The 16539-nt window shown below is 72.3% G+C and carries 23 protein-coding genes; 15 read left to right on the plus strand and 8 right to left on the minus strand.

The window, feature by feature from the left end:
• Positions 1-54 precede the first annotated feature (54 nt).
• Both H291_RS33585 and H291_RS34030 read right to left on the minus strand, forming a co-directional pair.
• Positions 55-795 carry an ASCH domain-containing protein gene (locus H291_RS33585; RefSeq protein ID WP_020013134.1) on the minus strand — a complete coding sequence of 247 codons (741 nt, stop codon included), beginning with the start codon at positions 793-795 and terminating at the stop codon, positions 55-57.
• 56 nt (positions 796-851) lie between these two features.
• Positions 852-1058 (minus strand): hypothetical protein, encoded by a 207-nt coding sequence (locus tag H291_RS34030; RefSeq protein ID WP_020013135.1) that lies wholly within the window; start codon positions 1056-1058, stop codon positions 852-854.
• Positions 1059-1365: 307 nt separating this feature from the next.
• Between H291_RS34030 and H291_RS33595 the strand changes: the two genes are divergently transcribed.
• The 3 genes from H291_RS33595 (at position 1366) to H291_RS28165 (ending at position 3058) form a co-directional block, all read left to right on the plus strand.
• Complete coding sequence (locus H291_RS33595) at positions 1366-2034, plus strand: hypothetical protein (protein WP_157236642.1); 669 nt, start codon at positions 1366-1368, stop codon at positions 2032-2034.
• Between the two features lie 199 nt (positions 2035-2233).
• Positions 2234-2440 (plus strand): hypothetical protein, encoded by a 207-nt coding sequence (locus H291_RS0101135; protein WP_020013136.1) that lies wholly within the window; start codon positions 2234-2236, stop codon positions 2438-2440.
• Between the two features lie 96 nt (positions 2441-2536).
• Complete coding sequence (locus H291_RS28165; protein ID WP_020013137.1) at positions 2537-3058, plus strand: GNAT family N-acetyltransferase; 522 nt, start codon at positions 2537-2539, stop codon at positions 3056-3058.
• A gap of 4 nt (positions 3059-3062) precedes the next feature.
• Here H291_RS28165 and H291_RS0101145 read toward each other — a convergent pair whose 3' ends face one another.
• Entirely contained in the window at positions 3063-4247 is a 1185-nt protein-coding gene (locus H291_RS0101145; protein ID WP_020013138.1) for a GTP-binding protein, read from the minus strand.
• A gap of 125 nt (positions 4248-4372) precedes the next feature.
• Here H291_RS0101145 and rpmB point away from each other — a divergent pair, with 125 nt between their 5' ends.
• The 6 genes from rpmB to rpmF are packed head-to-tail and all read left to right on the plus strand — an operon-like array spanning position 4373 to position 5747.
• On the plus strand, positions 4373-4609 hold the full coding sequence (gene rpmB, locus H291_RS0101150; protein ID WP_026365262.1) for a 50S ribosomal protein L28: 237 nt from the start codon (positions 4373-4375) through the stop codon (positions 4607-4609).
• Positions 4609-4914: a 30S ribosomal protein S14 gene (gene rpsN, locus H291_RS0101155; protein ID WP_020013140.1), complete on the plus strand. Its 306-nt coding sequence runs from the start codon at positions 4609-4611 to the stop codon at positions 4912-4914. The genes rpmB and rpsN overlap by 1 nt, the downstream gene beginning before the upstream one ends.
• A gap of 55 nt (positions 4915-4969) precedes the next feature.
• Positions 4970-5092 carry a type B 50S ribosomal protein L36 gene (gene ykgO, locus H291_RS0101160; protein WP_020013141.1) on the plus strand — a complete coding sequence of 41 codons (123 nt, stop codon included), beginning with the start codon at positions 4970-4972 and terminating at the stop codon, positions 5090-5092.
• Positions 5093-5106: 14 nt separating this feature from the next.
• On the plus strand, positions 5107-5409 hold the full coding sequence (locus H291_RS0101165; RefSeq protein ID WP_020013142.1) for a type B 50S ribosomal protein L31: 303 nt from the start codon (positions 5107-5109) through the stop codon (positions 5407-5409).
• The gene (gene rpmG, locus H291_RS0101170) at positions 5409-5576 is read left to right on the plus strand and encodes a 50S ribosomal protein L33 (protein ID WP_020013143.1); all 168 of its coding nucleotides are present in this window, start codon (positions 5409-5411) and stop codon (positions 5574-5576) included. Before H291_RS0101165 ends, rpmG begins: the two co-directional genes overlap by 1 nt.
• A gap of 3 nt (positions 5577-5579) precedes the next feature.
• Positions 5580-5747: a 50S ribosomal protein L32 gene (gene rpmF, locus H291_RS0101175; protein ID WP_020013144.1), complete on the plus strand. Its 168-nt coding sequence runs from the start codon at positions 5580-5582 to the stop codon at positions 5745-5747.
• A gap of 63 nt (positions 5748-5810) precedes the next feature.
• On the opposite strand, the gene H291_RS0101180 is transcribed toward rpmF, so the two are convergent.
• Together H291_RS0101180 and H291_RS0101185 are read right to left on the minus strand one after the other, a co-directional pair.
• Positions 5811-7097 carry an ATP-grasp domain-containing protein gene (locus tag H291_RS0101180; RefSeq protein ID WP_020013145.1) on the minus strand — a complete coding sequence of 429 codons (1287 nt, stop codon included), beginning with the start codon at positions 7095-7097 and terminating at the stop codon, positions 5811-5813.
• A 152-nt stretch (positions 7098-7249) separates the two neighbouring features.
• On the minus strand, positions 7250-8659 hold the full coding sequence (locus H291_RS0101185; protein WP_020013146.1) for an MFS transporter: 1410 nt from the start codon (positions 8657-8659) through the stop codon (positions 7250-7252).
• Between the two features lie 266 nt (positions 8660-8925).
• On the opposite strand from H291_RS0101185, the gene H291_RS0101190 reads away from it, so the two are divergent.
• The gene (locus H291_RS0101190; protein WP_020013147.1) at positions 8926-9468 is read left to right on the plus strand and encodes a VOC family protein; all 543 of its coding nucleotides are present in this window, start codon (positions 8926-8928) and stop codon (positions 9466-9468) included.
• Between the two features lie 122 nt (positions 9469-9590).
• Here the strand turns inward: H291_RS0101190 and H291_RS0101195 are convergent, their stop codons facing one another.
• The 3 genes from H291_RS0101195 to H291_RS0101205 all read right to left on the minus strand — a co-directional run bounded on the left by H291_RS0101195 (position 9591) and on the right by H291_RS0101205 (position 11695).
• Positions 9591-10091 (minus strand): SRPBCC family protein, encoded by a 501-nt coding sequence (locus tag H291_RS0101195; RefSeq protein WP_020013148.1) that lies wholly within the window; start codon positions 10089-10091, stop codon positions 9591-9593.
• A gap of 1 nt (position 10092) precedes the next feature.
• Positions 10093-10455 carry an ArsR/SmtB family transcription factor gene (locus tag H291_RS0101200; RefSeq protein WP_033325319.1) on the minus strand — a complete coding sequence of 121 codons (363 nt, stop codon included), beginning with the start codon at positions 10453-10455 and terminating at the stop codon, positions 10093-10095.
• Between the two features lie 205 nt (positions 10456-10660).
• Positions 10661-11695 carry a LacI family DNA-binding transcriptional regulator gene (locus H291_RS0101205; protein WP_020013150.1) on the minus strand — a complete coding sequence of 345 codons (1035 nt, stop codon included), beginning with the start codon at positions 11693-11695 and terminating at the stop codon, positions 10661-10663.
• Between the two features lie 140 nt (positions 11696-11835).
• Here H291_RS0101205 and H291_RS0101210 point away from each other — a divergent pair, with 140 nt between their 5' ends.
• From H291_RS0101210 to H291_RS0101230, 5 genes are read left to right on the plus strand one after another with little or no spacing between them, the layout of a single operon-like run.
• Positions 11836-13068 carry an amino acid ABC transporter substrate-binding protein gene (locus H291_RS0101210; RefSeq protein WP_051109350.1) on the plus strand — a complete coding sequence of 411 codons (1233 nt, stop codon included), beginning with the start codon at positions 11836-11838 and terminating at the stop codon, positions 13066-13068.
• Between the two features lie 4 nt (positions 13069-13072).
• Entirely contained in the window at positions 13073-13957 is an 885-nt protein-coding gene (locus H291_RS0101215) for a branched-chain amino acid ABC transporter permease (RefSeq protein ID WP_020013152.1), read from the plus strand.
• The gene (locus H291_RS0101220; protein WP_232215952.1) at positions 13941-14999 is read left to right on the plus strand and encodes a branched-chain amino acid ABC transporter permease; all 1059 of its coding nucleotides are present in this window, start codon (positions 13941-13943) and stop codon (positions 14997-14999) included. Before H291_RS0101215 ends, H291_RS0101220 begins: the two co-directional genes overlap by 17 nt.
• Positions 14996-15736, plus strand: a complete 741-nt coding sequence (locus H291_RS0101225; protein ID WP_020013154.1) for an ABC transporter ATP-binding protein — start codon at positions 14996-14998, stop codon at positions 15734-15736. Before H291_RS0101220 ends, H291_RS0101225 begins: the two co-directional genes overlap by 4 nt.
• Positions 15726-16472: an ABC transporter ATP-binding protein gene (locus H291_RS0101230; protein WP_026365264.1), complete on the plus strand. Its 747-nt coding sequence runs from the start codon at positions 15726-15728 to the stop codon at positions 16470-16472. Before H291_RS0101225 ends, H291_RS0101230 begins: the two co-directional genes overlap by 11 nt.
• Positions 16473-16539 lie beyond the last annotated feature (67 nt).

A 16539-nucleotide genomic window follows, 5' to 3' on the forward strand; every position in this document is an offset into this window, starting at 1 on the left:
GGGCGGGATACTGGCACGGCCGGCAGCGTGGATCGAGTCCTTATCCACCCGCGGTCAGCTCGGTTCGCCCGTCCGGAAGCGCACGAAGTCGACCAGGTCGTCGTCCGTGACGTCGGGGTAGTAGTACGTCCGGAGCGCGGTGCGCAGCTCGTCGGCCGTGCAGCCCTCCAGCGCGGCCTGGGCGTCCGTGATGCCGCCGAACCGGACCCGCTCGACCGAGTCGACCACCCCGGGCAGCAACTCGAACCGGTCGTCGAACTCGAACAGCAGCGTCGTCGGCCCCGGCGCGGCGGGATCGTTGAACCGGGTGGTCGCGGTCTTGCCGCCGTCGGACACGCTCGTCCAGTGCTGCGGGCTGAACCACAGCAGGCGCGGCGGGTCGGCGTCGGGGTGCTGGTACGAGTGCGGGAGCAGGTCGCGGGCGGGGACCGAGAACGGCTCGTCGCCGTCGGACACGATCACGTGGCAGTCGGGCTGCTGGTCGAGCAGCACCTGACGGCAGCGCCCGCACGGACCGATGACGCCGCGACCCTCGTCGCCGACCGCGACGATCAGCGCGATCGGCCCGGCCCCACCGGCGGCGGCCGTACCGAGCGCCACGAGCTCGGCGCAGGGCCCGCCCGTGAAGTGGCCGACGTTGGCGCCGGTGTAGATGTCCCCGTGGACGTCCATCACCGCCGACGCCACGGTGTTCAGGTAGGACCCGTCCTCGGGCAGGCGCGACACGACCTCCAGGGCGGCGTCGATCAGACGCTGCTCGGTTGCGGTCAGGGCAGGGCCGGTCGCCGTCGTCATGGGCGGGATCGTGGCACGTTCAGCGCCCGCGCGCCGAGGCTTTTCCCGTGCGCCCGTCAGCCCGGGACGCCCTGACCGTCCGCACCGACCCGCGCCGCCACGTCGACCGGCAGCGGGTACGGCGTCTCACCCGCACCGGGCTGGACGACTTCTGCCCGGCCCACGCCGCGGCGTCGTCGTACAGGAGCGGGCGGGTAGGCCTGGTAGACGGTGACGGTGTCGGCGTCGTGGACGGCGCGCACCTGGCGCTTCGGGGTGCTCATCGAGAAGGACGATACGCATCCGGACAGCCGCGAAACACGGCATTTTCCCGTTCCGGATCCACCCAGACAGTGTCCAGGCAACGGCCGGATATCACGGTTGTGATGTCGGAGTTACGGTTATTAATGGCGGCCTGCCGGATGGTTCGGTCCTGGAATGTCTTGTTTCAATCGGCGCACCTCGGATCACTTTCCGATTGACAGGGTGAAATCTCGGCCGGACGCTCTTCGCGGTGAACTACGCGTGCGTGGATCGCCATTGTCTCGGCGGAGCGATTCGAGGGGAAACACCATGATCCGAGGATTCCGTGTGATAAGTCGTGCAGGAACAGTCCTGGCCATCTCGGCCGGCCTGGTCTGCACGGCGGCAACAGGTGCGAGCGCGATGGTGACGCCAGGGGCCCTGCCCGCGGCCCACCTGATCGGCGCGACCGACCCGGTCGACGCCCCAGCAGCCGACGCTCCCGTCGACGCCCCAGCCGCGGACGCACCGGTGGACGCGCCCGTGCCCGACGCTCCCGCCGACACGCCCGTACCGGACGTCCCGGTCGACGCACCGGTTCCGGACGTGCCGGTGGACGCCCCCGTGCCGGACGTGCCGGTCGACGCACCGGTACCCGACGTCCCCGTCGACGCCCCCATGCCTGACGTCCCCGTCGACGCCCCGGTCCCTGACCTGCCCGTCGACGCACCGGTGCCCGACCTCCCGGTCGACGCCCCCGTGCCCGACCTCCCGGTCGACGCGCCTGTCCCGAGCCTCCCGGTCGACGCACCGATCCCTGACCTCCCGGTCGACGACCTCCCCGTTCCGGACCTGCCGGTCGACGACCTGCCGATCCCGGAGCTCCCGGTCCCGCTGCCGACCGGCGGCCTCCTGAGCTCGCTGCTGGATGCGGTCGGCGGCCTGCTCAGCACCCTGCTGGGCGCCCTCGGCGGCGGGCTGCCGGTCCCCCTGCCCGTGCCCCTGCCCGCCGGGTGAGCATGACATCGGCGTCAGCGCCGTGAGAAGCGGCTAGATATACACGTGAGGCCCTTTCCCGGAGTTCCGGGAAAGGGCCTCACGGCTTTCTTGAACAGCCGTCCGGAAAAGTTGAACAATCGTCCAGGAAATTCGGCCCGCTGCGCCACACGAGCTCGCGGGTGTCGTGCGCGGCCGACGGGTGCGATAGGACGGTCACATGCTGAACACCCGCTCCCCCGGCGAGCCCTACCTGGTCGAACGCAATCCCGGCTACTTCGAGTACCAGCTTCCCGTCTCGGTCAAGGCGGTCGTGGGCTGGCGCGGCCGGCTCCCTCTCCTGCGCAACGAGCGCGACGAGTGGGAGCTGCCCGACGGCTACCGGACGGCGATCCGGCTGGCCGTCGAGCGAGGGCTGTTCCGCTGAGGCCGGGCGCACGCCGTCGCGCCCGGCCGCCGTCGCGACGCTCCCGAGGCAACACCCGGGACGCCGATCCGCCCCGCCGTCGGATACCTTGAGCCCGTGCCCGTGCCCGACCTCATGATCGCCCAGCGCCACACGGCTCACCTCGACCGGGTCGCCGAGGCCCTGCGCCTGGTGCACGAGGCCGACCGCTACCCCATGCTCTGGCCCGACGACCCGGTCGCCTGGCTCTGCCCCGCGGGCACGATCGGCGCGTGGGTCGCCCTGGCCGACGGCGTTGTCGTCGGCCACGTGATGCTCGTCGCCGCGGACGGCGTGGAGCACGTCGACGAGCTGGCCGCCGCCGCCCGCATGTCCGTGGCCGGGCTCGCCGGCGTGAGCCGCCTGTTCGTCACACCCAAGGCGCGCGGCGCGCGGGTCGCCACGGCGCTGCTGGAGCGCATCGAGGACTCGCCCGTCCGGCGCGGACGGCGGCTCGTGCTCGACGTCGTGGACGACGGCGGCCCGGCCGTCCGCCTGTACGAGCGCCTGGGGTGGGCGCGCGTGGCCGAGGGGCCGGCGGGCTGGACCGGGCCGGACGACGCCCACCCGCGCGTGGCGAGCTACCTCTGCCCCCGCTGACCCGCTACACCGTGCGGGCACCCAGCCAGGGAGCCAGGTGGTCCTCGCGCCACAGCCACTCGACGCCGGCGGCGGCCTCCTCGGGCGTGCACAGCGCCTCGTGGAACACCTCGCGCAGCCGGTGCCGCTCGTCGAGCAGGCCCGCCGCATCAGGCCCGACGGCGTCGGCGTCCACGGCGTCCGCGACCCCGACCACCACGATCCTGGTGTGTGGTGGGGTACCCGCGCAGACCTCCGACCACGGCCCCAGGTCCCCGACGGCGAGCTGACCGCCCGCGCCGTCCCACAGGCAGGCCAGCCCGGGACGGTCGGCGACGTGGAACACCCCGCGTGCCCGCAGCCCGCCCGCGCCGAGCGACTCGATGCGCGCCAGCAGCCGCTCCGGGTGGAACGGCAGCGGTGAGCGCAGCTCCAGGGTCCAGCTCCGGTCCTCGGGGACGCCGCCCCGGCCGCTGATCGCCACCGCGCCCAGCGGGTGCGCCCGGTGCTCGGCCCGGGCCGGCGAGTGCCGGGCGGCGGCGAGCGCCGCGGCCGTCAGGGAGTGCAGTCCGTCGACCCGGCGGGTTCCGGCGCCGCGCAGCCGGTCCAGCAGGCCGGACGGCGTGGGCGACGGCGTCTCGGTGGGCTCGGCGTGCGATGTGTGGGTCACCACCAGGTCCGCCTGCTCGATCTGGGCCGCGAGCGCCTCGCCCACGGAGCGTTCGTCGCCGATGGTGAGCCCGAGGCCGCGTTCGAGCAGGGTGTCGTCGCCGAGCAGGTCGTGCTGGAGGGTGTCGACGTCGACCACGGTGAACGAGGTGGCGACGCGGGTGTGGTCGAGGTCGCCGCCGCGCACGGTCTCGGCGGCGAGGGCGCGGGCCGCGGGCAGGGGTTCGGCGCTGGTGGGCAGGGCGAGCAGCACGTGGTCCCAGCGGCCGTCGCGGGCGAGGCGGGCGATGGTGGGCACGGCGTCCTCGCGGACGGCGCAGGACAGGCAGGCGTGCTCGAGCGGGACGAGCACGTCCTCGATGACGCCGGTGGCGTCGAGGACGACCCGCCGGAGGTGGTCCTCGTAGATGTCGTGCCGGGTCGCGACGACGCCGGGGGCGTCGGTCAGCAGACCGAAGAGCGCGGAGTCGCGCAGCACGGGGTCGATGGTGGCCAGGACGCTCACCGGGATGATTCCGCGGTGGTCTCCGGTTCGGTACATGCTGCCTCCTCGCCCGGGGACCAGCCCCGGAATAATTGATAACCGTTCTCAGTTCTGGTTCACTGTAGCGCGATATGAGAACGGTTCTCACCAGCGGCGGCCAGCTCGCCGCGACAGGAGGTCATGTGTCAGCCAGATGCCAGGTGCTGGGCACCGTGCCGGGGTTCGGCCACTCGATTTCGCACTCCCACGTGCGGACCAAGCGGCGGTTCGACCCCAACATCCAGAAGAAGCGCTACTGGGTTCCGTCGCTCGGCCGCAACGTCACGCTGCGGGTGAGCGCCAAGGGCATCAAGACCATCGATCGCAAGGGGATCGACGTGGTCGTCGCCCAGATCCTGGCAAGAGGGGAGAAGGTCTGATGGCCAAGAAGTCGAAGATCGCCGCCGACACCCGGCGCCGCGAGCTGGTCGCCCGGTACGCCGAGCGGCGCGCGGAGCTCCGCCGCACGCTGCGCAGGCTCGACCTGCCGGCCGAGGAGCGCCAGGCCGCAGCCGCGGAGCTGTCCCGGCAGCCGCGCGACGCCAGCCCGACCCGGGTGCGCAACCGCGACGCCGTCGACGGACGGCCCCGCGCGTACTCGCGGAAGTTCGGGCTCTCCCGGATCCGCCTGCGCGAGATGGCCCACCGCGGCGAGCTGCCCGGGGTGACCAAGTCGAGCTGGTGAGGTCCGGTCCCCGCGGCGGCCCCGCCGTCCGCCCCCCGCACGTAAGGAGTGACACATGAAGGTTCGCGCATCACTGCGATCCCTGAAGGACAAGCCCGGCGCCAAGGTCGTGCGCCGGCACGGCAAGACGTTCGTGATCAACAAGCTCAACCCGCGCTGGAAGGCGCGCCAGGGCTGAAGAGGAGAGAAACCATGAAGCAGAACCTTCACCCCGCCTACGGCCCCGTCGTCTTCCGGGACGCGAGCGCAGGATTCACGTTCCTGACCCGCTCGACGCTCGCCGGCAGCACCGACTCCGGCCCCGGCCGCCCGACGGCGACCATCGAGTGGTCCGACGGCCAGACCTACCCCGTGGTCGACGTCGAGATCAGCAGCGCCAGCCACCCGTTCTGGACCGGATCGGCCCGCGTGGTCGACACCGCCGGACGCGTCGAGAAGTTCCGGCAGCGCTACGCCAAGCACAACACGAGCACCGACAGCAAGGGTGGTAACTGATGGCCTCGCGCACTGACCTCCGTCCCGTGATCAAGCTCCGCTCGACGGCGGGCACCGGGTTCACCTACGTGACCCGCAAGAACCGGCGCAACGACCCCGACCGGCTCGTGCTGCGGAAGTTCGACCCCGTGGTGCGGCAGCACGTCGACTTCCGCGAGGAGCGCTGATCGATGGCGGTCCCCAAGCGGAAGATGTCCCGGTCGCGGACCCGGTCGCGGCGCGCGCAGTGGACGGCCCAGGTGCCCGACCTGGTCGCGGTGACCGTGGACGGACGCCAGGTGCGCATCCCCGCGCGGCTCGTGCCCGCGGTCCGGCGCGGCCTGGTCGTCCCGGACTGAGAACCGGCTGATCGACGAGAGCCCCGGCGCAGCAGCGCCGGGGCTCTCGTCGTGCGAGCGGGGTCAGCGCGCGAGCGCGTGGGCGTCGATCCGGACGTCGAGGCCGGCCACGAGCTCGTCGGCCCAGTCCTTGGCCGCGTGGCCCGACGGGTCGGCGACCAGCACGTGCCCGATCCGCTCGTTGTTGTCGCCCGGCCGCACCTCGCGGCCGGGCGACGGCGTCTCGTGGCCGAGCACGCGGGCGTCGTCCGCCAGCCGTTCCGCGCCCCGCACCTCGCGCACGACGCCGTCCGCCGGGGCCAGCAGGAACGTGACCGCCGCGCTCGTGGCGACCGCGGGACCCGGCACGGGCTCGCGGCCGAGCGCGAGGTCGACCAGCACCCGCAGGGGGTTGTACCCGGTCACGAGGCGGACCAGCTCGAAGATGTACCCGCCGCCCTGGCGCGGGTTCAGCTCGATCAGCCGGGGTCCGGACGCCGTGAGCCGCACCTCGGTGTGGCTGATGCCGTGCGTGAGCCCGACGGCGGACAGCACCGCGGCGACGTGCCGCTCGATCGCGTCCCGCTCTGCTGCCGCCAGCGGCGCCGGGAACAGGTGGCCGGACTCGACGAACCCGGAACCGCCCTCGACACCGGGCTCGGCCACCGACTTGGCGGTGATGCCCAGCACCCGCGTGACGCCGTCCCGGGTCACCGACTCGACGCTGTACTCGGGCCCGTCCAGGACCCGTTCGAGCAGCGCGAGCCGCTCCAGCGGCTGGTCCCGGGTGTTGCGCTCGGGGCCGGTGACCTCGGCGAAGGCGAGGGCGAGGCCGGCCTCGTCCGTGACCTTGCGCACCCCCGTGCCGGAGTTCATGTCCACAGGCTTGACCACCAGCGGGTAACCGAGGCCCGCGGCCTCCTTGCGCGCCTGGTCCCAGGTGGACGCCACCGCGAACGGAACGTCGGGCACTCCCCCGGCGGCCAGTGCCGCGCGCACCAGGTGCTTGCGCGTCGCGGTGCGCAGCACGTGCGCGGGCGCCCCGGGCAGGCCCAGCCGTTCGGCGACGTGCGCGACGGCGGGCAGGTAGTAGTCGCAGGTCGTCAGCACGCCGTCGACGGGCCGGCCCGCGGCGCGCTCCCGGGCGGCGATCTCACGCGCCGCCGCGAGCAGGGCTGCGTCGTCGTTGGTCTCGGCGACGACCACCTCGGCGGCGAGCGCCAGCACCGGATGCTCCGTTTCGTCGGGCAGCTCGTAGAGGCCGGGGTCGCGCGTGATCAGGACGTACCGGTGGCCGGCGTCGTGCAGCAGGGGCGGGAGCATGAGGCCGGTCGACTGGAGCCAGCTCTCGATCATCAGCAGGTTCGCCACGTCAGCACGCTCCGCGCGTTCGATCGCGAACGAGAGTCGTTCTCAACATGGCGCACAGCCTGCCACGGATCGTGAGGTCGTTCTCGTCGGCCGGGTGGAGCCTGTGGAAAAGCGAGGCCAGGACCGCGGGGCGCCGCACCACAGTCGACGGTCTACAGCACCCCGTCCGGGAGCGAGGGGTGCTCGTCGGCGGGCGGCTTCGGCCGCGGGATGAGCAGCGCGAGCACCGCGCACACGATCGACGCGAGGAGCCCGAGCAGCAGCGCCGTGCGGAACGCGTCGCCGGACGGCACCGGCACCCCGTTCAGCTCCGCACCGCCCGCGGCGAGCACCCCGCCGACGACGGCGGCCGCCGACGTCGTGCCCAGCGACCGCATGAGCGTGTTGAGGCCGTTGGCGGCGCCCGTCTCGTGCGACGGCACCACCCGCATGATCAGGGCGGGCATCGCCGCGAACCCCAGGCCGATACCGACGCCCACCACGAGGTTGACCACGAGCACGTGCCACACGTCGAGGTCGACCACGACGGCGATCACGTACGAGATGGCGATGACGGCCGACCCCACCGCGAGCAGCGGCTTGGGTCCGAAGCGGTGCTCGAGCCGGCCCGCGACGGGCGACATGGCGAGCATCACCAGGCCGGACGGCATGAGGATCAGGCTCGCGTGCATGAGGCTGAGCCCCAGGCCGCCCGCCGCCGTCGGCAGCTCCAGGAGCTGCGGGAACACGACGTTCGAGGCGAACAGCGCGAAGCCCATCGCGATCGAGGCCAGGTTGGTGAACAGCACCGTGCCGCGCGCCGTCACCCGGAGGTCCACGAGGGGCTCGGGGATCCGCAGCTCGTACCAGCCCCACACCAGCAGGACGAGCAGCCCGCCGAGCAGCAGCCCGAGCGTGCGCGGCGAGCCCCAGCCCCAGTCGTTGCCGCGCGAGACCGCGAGCAGCACGCCCGTCAGGCCGATGGCGAGACCGATCACGCCGACGACGTCGAGCCGCCCGCCGGTGCGCAGAGTGCTCACGGGCACGATCCACGCGACCAGCGCCAGCGCGAGCAGGCCGATCCCGGCCGCCACCCAGAACACGACGTGCCAGTCGTAGCGCTCGGTGACGAAGGCGCTGATCGGCAGGCCGAGCGCTCCCCCGACACCGAGCGTCGCGCTGACCAGCGCGATGCCAGAGCCGAGCCGGTCCCGGTGCAGCACGTCGCGCAGGATCGAGATGCCGAGCGGGACCACGCCCATGCCCATCCCCTGCAGGCCGCGCCCCACGATCAGGAGCACCACCGACGGCGACAGGGCAGCGACCACGGAGCCCAGGGCCAGCAGGCCGAGCAGCGCGAGCGCGACGGTCTTCTTGCCGTACATGTCGCCGAGCCGCCCGGAGATGGGCGTGCAGATCGCCGCCACCAGCAGCGTCACCGTGATCACCCAGGCGGACACGTCACGCGATACGCCCAGCAGGGTCGGCAGCTCCGCCTGGATCGGCAGCAGGATCGTCTGCATGAACGACGCCCCCATGCCGGCGAACGCGAGGACGGCGATCACCAGGCCCGGGCGCGGCATCCGCGTGAGCCGAGAACGGTCCTGGCCACCAGGGGGAAAGCGGAATCTCATGCGCGGCAGACAACCCTTCGACGAGCGGGCGGGCCTCGGCACGCTCGGCGTGCTCGCAGCACGAGCACCGCCCGGGCACGAGGGGGATACCTGCACCTTACATAGTTGCCCGCGCCAACCGAGATCCGCCCACGGTGGCCAGGTACAGGACAGAAGTCGGCCGCTTCTCCGCCTAGCGTCGGGAACACCGAGACAAGCCCCCGAGAGGACCCGTCATGCCCGAGCAGACCACCACCGCCGCCCCCGCCGGATACACGTCCGTGGCTCCCTGGGTCGTCACCGACGACACCGGCGCATTTCTACACTTCGTGGCCCAGGCGTTCGACGGCGAGGAGCTCGCGCGCGTCGTGACCGAGGACGGCCAGGTCGGCCACGGCGAGATCCGCGTCGGCGACACCGTCGTGCTGGCCTTCGACCGCCGCCCCGAGTGGCCGGTCATGCCGAGCCTGCTGCGGGTGTTCGTGCCGGACGCCGACGCCGCGTTCGGCCGGGCGGTGGCGGCGGGCGCTGTCGTCGTCACCGAGCTGGGCGACAGCGCCTTCGGCCAGCGCGGTGGCCGGGTTCGGGACCCCTTCGGCAACATCTGGTGGGTGGTCAGCCACGTCGAGGACGTCCCCGAGGACGTGATGTGGCAGCGGCTGCAGGACCCGGTCTACGCCGAGGGCATGCGCGTGGCCCAGGCGACGCTCGACGCCGAGCTGAGCGGACGCGACCAGGGCCGCAGCAGCGCGCCCGTCGCGCCGTCCGGCCAGAGCTGACCCGGTGCACTTCGAGGCCTAAGTTTCTTCGCTTTGACCGGGGGTCAAAGCGAAGAAACTTAGGCCTCGAAGGTGAAGGGTGGACGACGGCGGGGAGCAACCCCCTCGGGCCGACGGCGGGGTCAGGACGCCGCGAGCTCGACCGCCAGCTCCTCGACCAGGTCGTAACCCTCCTGCATGCCACCCTCCATGCCCGAGCCGACGATCATGTCCCGGACCTCCTTGCTGGGGACGACCGTGCGGACGGTGAGCGTGGTGCGCCCGTCGTGCTCGGTGAGCGTGTAGTGGTTCAGGGTGGGCTCGGAGTCGCCGTCGGGCATGCCCTCGAACACCTCGGTGTGGGTCATCCGCTCCGGCGCCGCGATCTCGCGGTACTCGCCGTGGAACCCCACCTCGGAGCCGTCGTTCGCGGTCATCACGTACCGCCACGATCCGCCGACCCGCAGGTCGACGGTCGCCTCGGTCACGGTGCCGCGCTGCCCGGCCCACCAGCGCCGGATCAGCTCCGGCTCGGTGAGCACCCGCCACACCTGGTGGCGCGGCGCGTTGAACTCGCGGGTCACCAGGATCTCGGTGTCGGTCGGGAGCGTCAGGACGGCGCTGCCCTTGGTCGTGGTGGTCATGTCAGTCTCCTTGTCCGGTTCCTGCATCGGTCGGTGGCCGCGTCCCGAGCTCGTCGAGCACGTCGTCCATGAGGTCGAACCGCTCGTTCCAGAGCCGCTCGTACTGCGCGACCCAGTCGTGGACGGCGCGCAGCGGCGCGCCGTTGACCCGGTAGAGGCGGCGGCGCCCGTCGTCGCGCACATCCACCAGCCCCACCTCCCGCAGCACCCGCAGGTGCTTGGACACCTGCGGCTGGGCGAGCCCGAGCAGCTCGACCAGGTCGCCCACCGCGAGCTCGCCGCCGGCCAGGGCGTCGAGGATCTCGCGGCGGCGCGGCTCGGCCACCGCGTTGAACGCGTCGGTAGTGGTCGCTGCTCGTGCCATGCCTCAAACATATACCCATATGGGAATGCGTCAAGAGCGCTCCCGAAGATCACCCCGAACCGGATCGGCTCCTCCTTACCGATGACTCGCCGTGGGAAGCACACACAGCCGGAGGGGTAACGGAGCGGTAGCAGTGCTACCGCTCCGTTACCCCTCCGTCCGCATCATGCTTTCCCCGGAGACCGACGACGGCCCCGGGGGCACCTCAGCCCGGCGCCGGCGCCGTCGACGCCCGGACCATGAGCCGCTGCTCCGCCGTCCGACGGCGGGCGCGCGCGGCCCGCGGCAGCAGGGCGAGCTCCAACGCCTGCCGGCCCATGTCCTTCATCGGCAGGCGCACCGTCGTCAGGGCCGGCGACAGGTGGCCCGCCACGGTGACGTCGTCGAACCCGGTGACCGACACGTCGTCCGGGACCCAGACGCCCCGCTCCCCCAGCACCGACAGCACGCCCACGGCCATGTCGTCGTTGAGCGCGAGGATCGCGGTGGCGTCGGGGTGGGCGTCGAGGATGCGGCGGGCGGCGTCCTTGCCGCCGTCGAGCGTGAACGCGGCCTCGACCACGGGCAGGTCCGCGAGCCGCAGGCCGTGGTCGCCGAGCGCCTGCTCGACGCCGGCCAGCCGGTCGGCCATCGTGGCCAGCCGCCGCGACCCGGCAGCGACGGCGATGCGCCGGTGGCCGAGCGAGAGCAGGTGCTCGGCGATGGCCCGGCCGCCCGCGACGTTGGCCGGGACCACGGCGTCGACGCCGAGCTGCGGGTGCCGGCCGATCACGGCGACCCGCCCGCCGGTCGCCTCGAAGGCATGCACCTGCGCCTTCATCTGGGCCTGCACGTCACGGTCGAGGTGCCCGGACCCGGCCACGACGATGATCCCGACGCCGGCCCCCGCCAGCGCACGCAGCTGCGCGACCTCGGCGTGGGGGTCCCGGCCCGTGTGGCAGATCTGCACCATGCGCCCGTGCGCACCCGCCACCTCCAGCACCCCGCTGGCGATCTCGGCGAAGTACGGGTCGCCGATCTCGTGCACCACCAGCCCGACCGCGGGGCTGGCGCCGCTCGCGAGCGATCGGGCGTGCACGTTGGCGACGTACCCGAGCTCGGTGGCGACGGCGCGGACGCGTTCCGCGAGCGCCTCGGAGACCCCGGCGGCCCCGGACAGGGCGCGGGAGGCGGTCGCGATGGACACGCCGGCGTGCTCTGCGACGTCGACCAGGCGGAGCCCGGCGGTGTGCTTGCGCATCGAATCTCCTCGCCACGGTAAAGCGCCAGGTAATGAATGGTGCCAGAACCCTTGTCACACGGCGCCCCAGTTCCTAGAGTGCCGTAAGCGGTTACGGAAGCGCTTGCCCACGATGATGTGGACCCACAAGGGAGTGGACCATGAGAGCAACCCGACGCCTGACGGTAGCGGCAATCGCCGCGGCCTCGGCACTTTCCCTGTCCGCCTGTCTGGCGAGCCCGGAGCAGGGCGGCGGTGAGGGAGGCGGTCCGGACGACCCGATCGTCATCGGCGTCTCGCTCCCGCTGACGGGCGACTTCGCCGAGCCGGGCAAGGGAGTGCAACGGGGATATGAAGCCTGGGCCAAGCACGTCAACGAGAACGGTGGGCTGCTGGGCCGCCAGGTGGAGCTGGTCATCGTCGACGACCAGTCGAACGCGGACCGCGTGGCCTCGGACTACGAGCGGCTGATCAACCAGGACGGCGTGGACCTGGTCTTCGGGCCGTTCTCGACGCGGCTCGTGGTGCCGGCGGCGCAGGTGGCCCAGGACTACGGGTTCCTGTTCGTGGAGCCGGCGGGCGCCGCGGCGGAGGTGTTCGAGCAGGGCTTCGACAACCTGTTCTACGCGGCGCCGGCCATCGCCGACGACCACTACGACCACCTGGCCGAGTACGTCCTGGCGCTGCCGGAGGACGAGCGGCCGAAGACGGTCGCGGTGGCGTCGATGGACGACCCGTTCGCGCAGGGCACCGCGTACGGCCTGCGGGACAAGCTCGCCGACGCTGGGATCGAGGTGGTGGTCGACGAGGTCTACCCGCCCAACACCACGGACTTCAGCGGCATCGCGGCGAAGATCGCGGACTCGGCGGCGGACCTGCTGATCGTGGGCTCGCAGTACCAGGACGGCGTGAACCTCGTGGTGGCGCTGCAGCAGCAGGACTACCAGCCGCAGATGGCGGCGATCTCCGGGGCGCCGACCAACGCCGAGTTCCCGGAGGCGATCGGCGACAAGACCGAGGGCATCCTGGCCCCCACCGGGTACACGCCGACGGCGCCGTACCCGTCCAACCAGGAGTTCGTCGAGGCCTACACGGCCGAGCACGACGCCCCGCCGGCCGAGGACGAGGCGAACGCCTGGACCACGGGCCAGGTCGTGGCGGCCGCGGTCGAGGCGGTGGGCTGCGCCGACCCGAGCCCGGAGTGCCAGGAGCAGCTTGTCGGGTGGCTCAAGGAGAACGAGGTCGAGACCGTCGTCGGCACGCTGAGCTGGGACGCGCAGGGGCGGCCGCAGAGCGCGCACCTGATCCAGCAGTACGTGGACGGCGAGATCAAGATCGTGCTGCCGGACGACGTCAAGGAAGCCGACCTCGTGCACCCGAAGCCCGCGTGGTGACCCGATGACCGGTGCCCTGTTCGCGCAGTGCCTGGTGCTCGGCATCCTGCTGGGCGGGCTGTACGCCCTCCTCGCGGCCGGGCTGACCCTGTACTTCGGCGTGATGCGCGTGGTGATGATCGCCCACTCGGCGTTCCTGATCCTGGCCGCGTACCTCGCCTGGTACTTCCACGAGCGCACGGGGATCGACCCGCTGCTGTCGCTGGTCGTCACGGTGCCGCTGTTCTTCGTGGTCGGCTACGGGATGCAGCGGTTCCTCGTGTCCCGGCTGCGGCCCATCAGCCTGACGACGATGTCGGTGCTGCTCACCTTCGCCGTCGCGCTCACGATCGAGGGGCTGCTCGGGTTCGTGTGGACCGGGACGCAGCGCCGCGTCCAGCTCGGCTACTCCGGCATGAGCATCGAGGTGGCGGGCGTCAGCATCGCGGTGGTCAAGCTCATCGCGTTCGGTCTGGCGGCCGTCTCGCTCGGCGCGCTGTACCTGATCCTGCGGCGCACGTCGTTCGGCCGGGCGCTGCGGGCCACCACCCAGCACCCGGAGGCAGCACGCCTGGTCGGCATCGACACCGACCGCGTGGCCGGGCTCGGCTTCGGGCTGGGGCTGGCCACGGCCGCCGTCGGCGGGACCGCCCTGGCGCTGGACTACACGATCTACCCGTCGCTGCACTGGCACTGGATCGGGCCGCTGATGGCGATCATCGTCGTGGGCGGGCTGGGCAGCATCCCCGGGGCCGCCATCGCGGCCCTGCTGCTGGGCGTGGCGGCGAGCCTGCTGCAGGTGCCGCTCGGCACCACGTGGGCGCAGACCGTGTTCTACCTGGCCCTGTTCGTGACCCTCATGATCCGCCCGCAGGGATTCTTCGGAGGTCGCCTTGCCCAACGCTTCTAGCGCCACCAGACCCTCCGGGCCGACCCCGGCCCGCGTGCTCCGGATCGGCGGCCTGCTCGCCCTCGCGGCCGTGGTGCTGCTCTTCCCGTCGCTGGCCCCCGACCCGTTCATCCTGTCCGTCGGCGTCGTGATCCTCAGCTACGCGGTGCTGGCCACCTCGTGGAACCTGGTCGGCGGGTTCACCGGCTACATCTCGCTGGGGCACGCCGCCTACTCGGGCCTCGGCGGGTACGCCACGGCGCTGCTCATCCTGCGGTCCGGGCTGAACCCGTGGCTCGCGCTCCTGGTCGGCGCCCTGATCGTGGCGCTGATCGCGATCCCGGTCGGCATCGCGTCGCTTCGCGTGCGCGGCGCCTCGTTCGTGATCGTGTCCATCGCGCTGGTGCTCATCCTGCAGCTCACGTTCCAGAGCTGGCACACGTTCACCGGCGGCTCGGGCGGGCTGCGCGTGCCGCGCCCGTTCGGCCCCGACGTGCTGCGGCCCGAGCAGCACGAACGGTTCTTCTACCTGCACGCCGTGCTCCTGGCGCTGGCACTGCTGACCTGGTGGCTCATCGAGCGCTCCCGGCTGGGCGCCGGGCTCAAGGCGATCCGCGAGGACGAGGACAAGGCCCAGGCCCTCGGCGTGCCCACGTTCGCGTACAAGCTGATCGCCCTGGTGACGAGCGCGTTCTTCACCGCCCTGGGCGGCGGCCTGTACGCCCTGTGGTTCGGCTACCTCGACCCGATCTTCCAGTTCTCGATCCTGGTCGGCACCTACATGGTGCTGATGTCGCTGCTCGGCGGCGTGCGCAGCCTGTTCGGCCCGCTGCTCGGCGCCGTCGTCGTCGGGTACGCGGTCGAGGTGTTCAAGTCGCAGTACGGCGACACGCAGTTCCACCTGGTCGCCACGGGCATCCTGCTCGGCCTGGTGGTCCTGTTCATGCCCGACGGCGTCATCCCCGCGATCACCTCGTTCCTGAACCGGCGGCGCCGCGCGGCGTCGATCCGCGAGGTGACCGCCGAGGAGCTGGCCCGGCAGCGCGAGGAGGCGGCACGATGAGCACCACCGGCTCGGTGACGACCGAGGGGCTGACCAAGTCGTTCGGCGGCGTCCGCGCCGTCGACGGCGCCTCCGTGGCGTTCCACGACGGCGAGATCAACGCCCTGATCGGGCCCAACGGCTCGGGCAAGACGACGTTCTTCAACTGCGTGACCGGCATGATCCGGCCCGACGCCGGGACCGTCGCCTACGCCGGCCGGGACGTCACGGGGCTCGCCCCGCACCGGATCGCCCGCTCCGGGATCGGCCGCAGCTTCCAGCTCTGCCGGGTCTTCCCGCGGCTGACCGTGCTGGAGAACGTGCTGGTCGCGGTGCAGCCGCACGGCCTGCTCCAGCGGCTGCGCGGCATGCGCAACCCGGACGACGTCGCCCGGGCCCGCGAGCTGCTGGCCCGCGTCGGCATCGACCACCTGGAGCACGCCGAGGCGCGCGACATCTCCTACGGGCAGCAGAAGCTGCTCGAGCTCGCGGGGGTGCTCATGGGTGACCCGCACACGATCATGCTCGACGAGCCGGCCGGCGGCGTGAACCCGGCGCTCGTGGACCGCATCGCCGACCTGGTGCGCGAGCTCAACGCCGAGGGCCGCACCTTCATCATCGTGGAGCACAACATGGAGCTGGTCATGGGCCTGAGCGACCACGTGGTGGTGTTCGACCGGGGCCGGCCGATCGCGCAGGGCACCCCCGCCGTCGTGCAGGACGACCCGCAGGTCCTGGAGGCATACCTTGGCGTCTGAACAGGAACCCTTGCTGCGCCTGACCGACGTCCAGGCCGGCTACGGCCGCGCCGCCCTCGTGCTGCGCGGGCTGTCCGTCACGGTCGCGCCCGGGAGCGTGGTCTGCCTGGTGGGGCCGAACGGCGCCGGCAAGTCCACGGTGCTCAAGGTGGCCAGCGGCATGCTCAAGCCGCGCGCCGGGCAGGTCGTGGTCGACGGCGTGGACGTCACCGGCCGCACGCCGCAGCAGCTCCTGGCCGCCGGGCTGTCGCACGTGCCGCAGGGGCACAGCGTGTTCCCCGAGATGACGGTGGCCGAGAACGTGCTGCTCGGCGCGTACACGGTGCGCGACCGCACGGAGATCGAGGCCCGCACGGACTTCGTGACCGGGCTGTTCCCGCTGGTCGGCGAGCGGTGGTCCGCCCTGGCGGGCGCGCTGTCGGGCGGGCAGCAGAAGCAGGTCGAGTTCGCCCGCTCGCTCATGGTGCGGCCCAAGGTGGTGCTGCTGGACGAGCCGTCCATGGGGCTCGACCCCAAGGCGACGGCGGTCGTGTTCGAGCAGGTGCAGCGCATGCGCGACGCCGGGACGGCGGTGCTGCTCGTGGAGCAGAACGCGCGGCGGGCGCTGGAGTCGGCCGACGTCGGCTGCGTGCTCGACCTCGGCCGCGTGCACATCACCGGCCCGGCCCCCGACCTCCTCGCGGACCCGCGGCTGGCCCAGCTCTACCTGGGCGGCCGCCCGAAGGAGGTCTCGTAGGACCTCTCGCCGGTCCAGCGGGGGCCTCACACGTGCACTGACTGCTGACCGTTCAAAGGAGAACCGT

The sequence above is a fragment of the Promicromonospora sukumoe 327MFSha3.1 genome (assembly GCF_000385135.1).
GTDB lineage: Bacteria > Actinomycetota > Actinomycetes > Actinomycetales > Cellulomonadaceae > Promicromonospora > Promicromonospora sukumoe_B.

Coding starts and splice junctions, on each gene's coding strand:
- ykgO (WP_020013141.1), top strand. CDS start 4,970: ATGAAGGTTCGCGCATCACTGCGATCCCTGAAGGACAAGCCCGGCGCC.
- H291_RS0101195 (WP_020013148.1), bottom strand. CDS start 10,091: ATGACCACCACGACCAAGGGCAGCGCCGTCCTGACGCTCCCGACCGAC.
- rpsN (WP_020013140.1), top strand. CDS start 4,609: ATGGCCAAGAAGTCGAAGATCGCCGCCGACACCCGGCGCCGCGAGCTG.
- H291_RS0101185 (WP_020013146.1), bottom strand. CDS start 8,659: ATGCCGCGCCCGGGCCTGGTGATCGCCGTCCTCGCGTTCGCCGGCATG.
- H291_RS0101215 (WP_020013152.1), top strand. CDS start 13,073: ATGACCGGTGCCCTGTTCGCGCAGTGCCTGGTGCTCGGCATCCTGCTG.
- H291_RS0101135 (WP_020013136.1), top strand. CDS start 2,234: ATGCTGAACACCCGCTCCCCCGGCGAGCCCTACCTGGTCGAACGCAAT.
- H291_RS0101190 (WP_020013147.1), top strand. CDS start 8,926: ATGCCCGAGCAGACCACCACCGCCGCCCCCGCCGGATACACGTCCGTG.
- H291_RS0101165 (WP_020013142.1), top strand. CDS start 5,107: ATGAAGCAGAACCTTCACCCCGCCTACGGCCCCGTCGTCTTCCGGGAC.
- H291_RS33585 (WP_020013134.1), bottom strand. CDS start 795: ATGACGACGGCGACCGGCCCTGCCCTGACCGCAACCGAGCAGCGTCTG.
- rpmG (WP_020013143.1), top strand. CDS start 5,409: ATGGCCTCGCGCACTGACCTCCGTCCCGTGATCAAGCTCCGCTCGACG.
- H291_RS0101200 (WP_033325319.1), bottom strand. CDS start 10,455: ATGGCACGAGCAGCGACCACTACCGACGCGTTCAACGCGGTGGCCGAG.
- rpmF (WP_020013144.1), top strand. CDS start 5,580: ATGGCGGTCCCCAAGCGGAAGATGTCCCGGTCGCGGACCCGGTCGCGG.
- H291_RS0101205 (WP_020013150.1), bottom strand. CDS start 11,695: ATGCGCAAGCACACCGCCGGGCTCCGCCTGGTCGACGTCGCAGAGCAC.
- H291_RS0101210 (WP_051109350.1), top strand. CDS start 11,836: ATGAGAGCAACCCGACGCCTGACGGTAGCGGCAATCGCCGCGGCCTCG.
- H291_RS0101145 (WP_020013138.1), bottom strand. CDS start 4,247: ATGTACCGAACCGGAGACCACCGCGGAATCATCCCGGTGAGCGTCCTG.
- H291_RS0101225 (WP_020013154.1), top strand. CDS start 14,996: ATGAGCACCACCGGCTCGGTGACGACCGAGGGGCTGACCAAGTCGTTC.
- H291_RS34030 (WP_020013135.1), bottom strand. CDS start 1,058: ATGAGCACCCCGAAGCGCCAGGTGCGCGCCGTCCACGACGCCGACACC.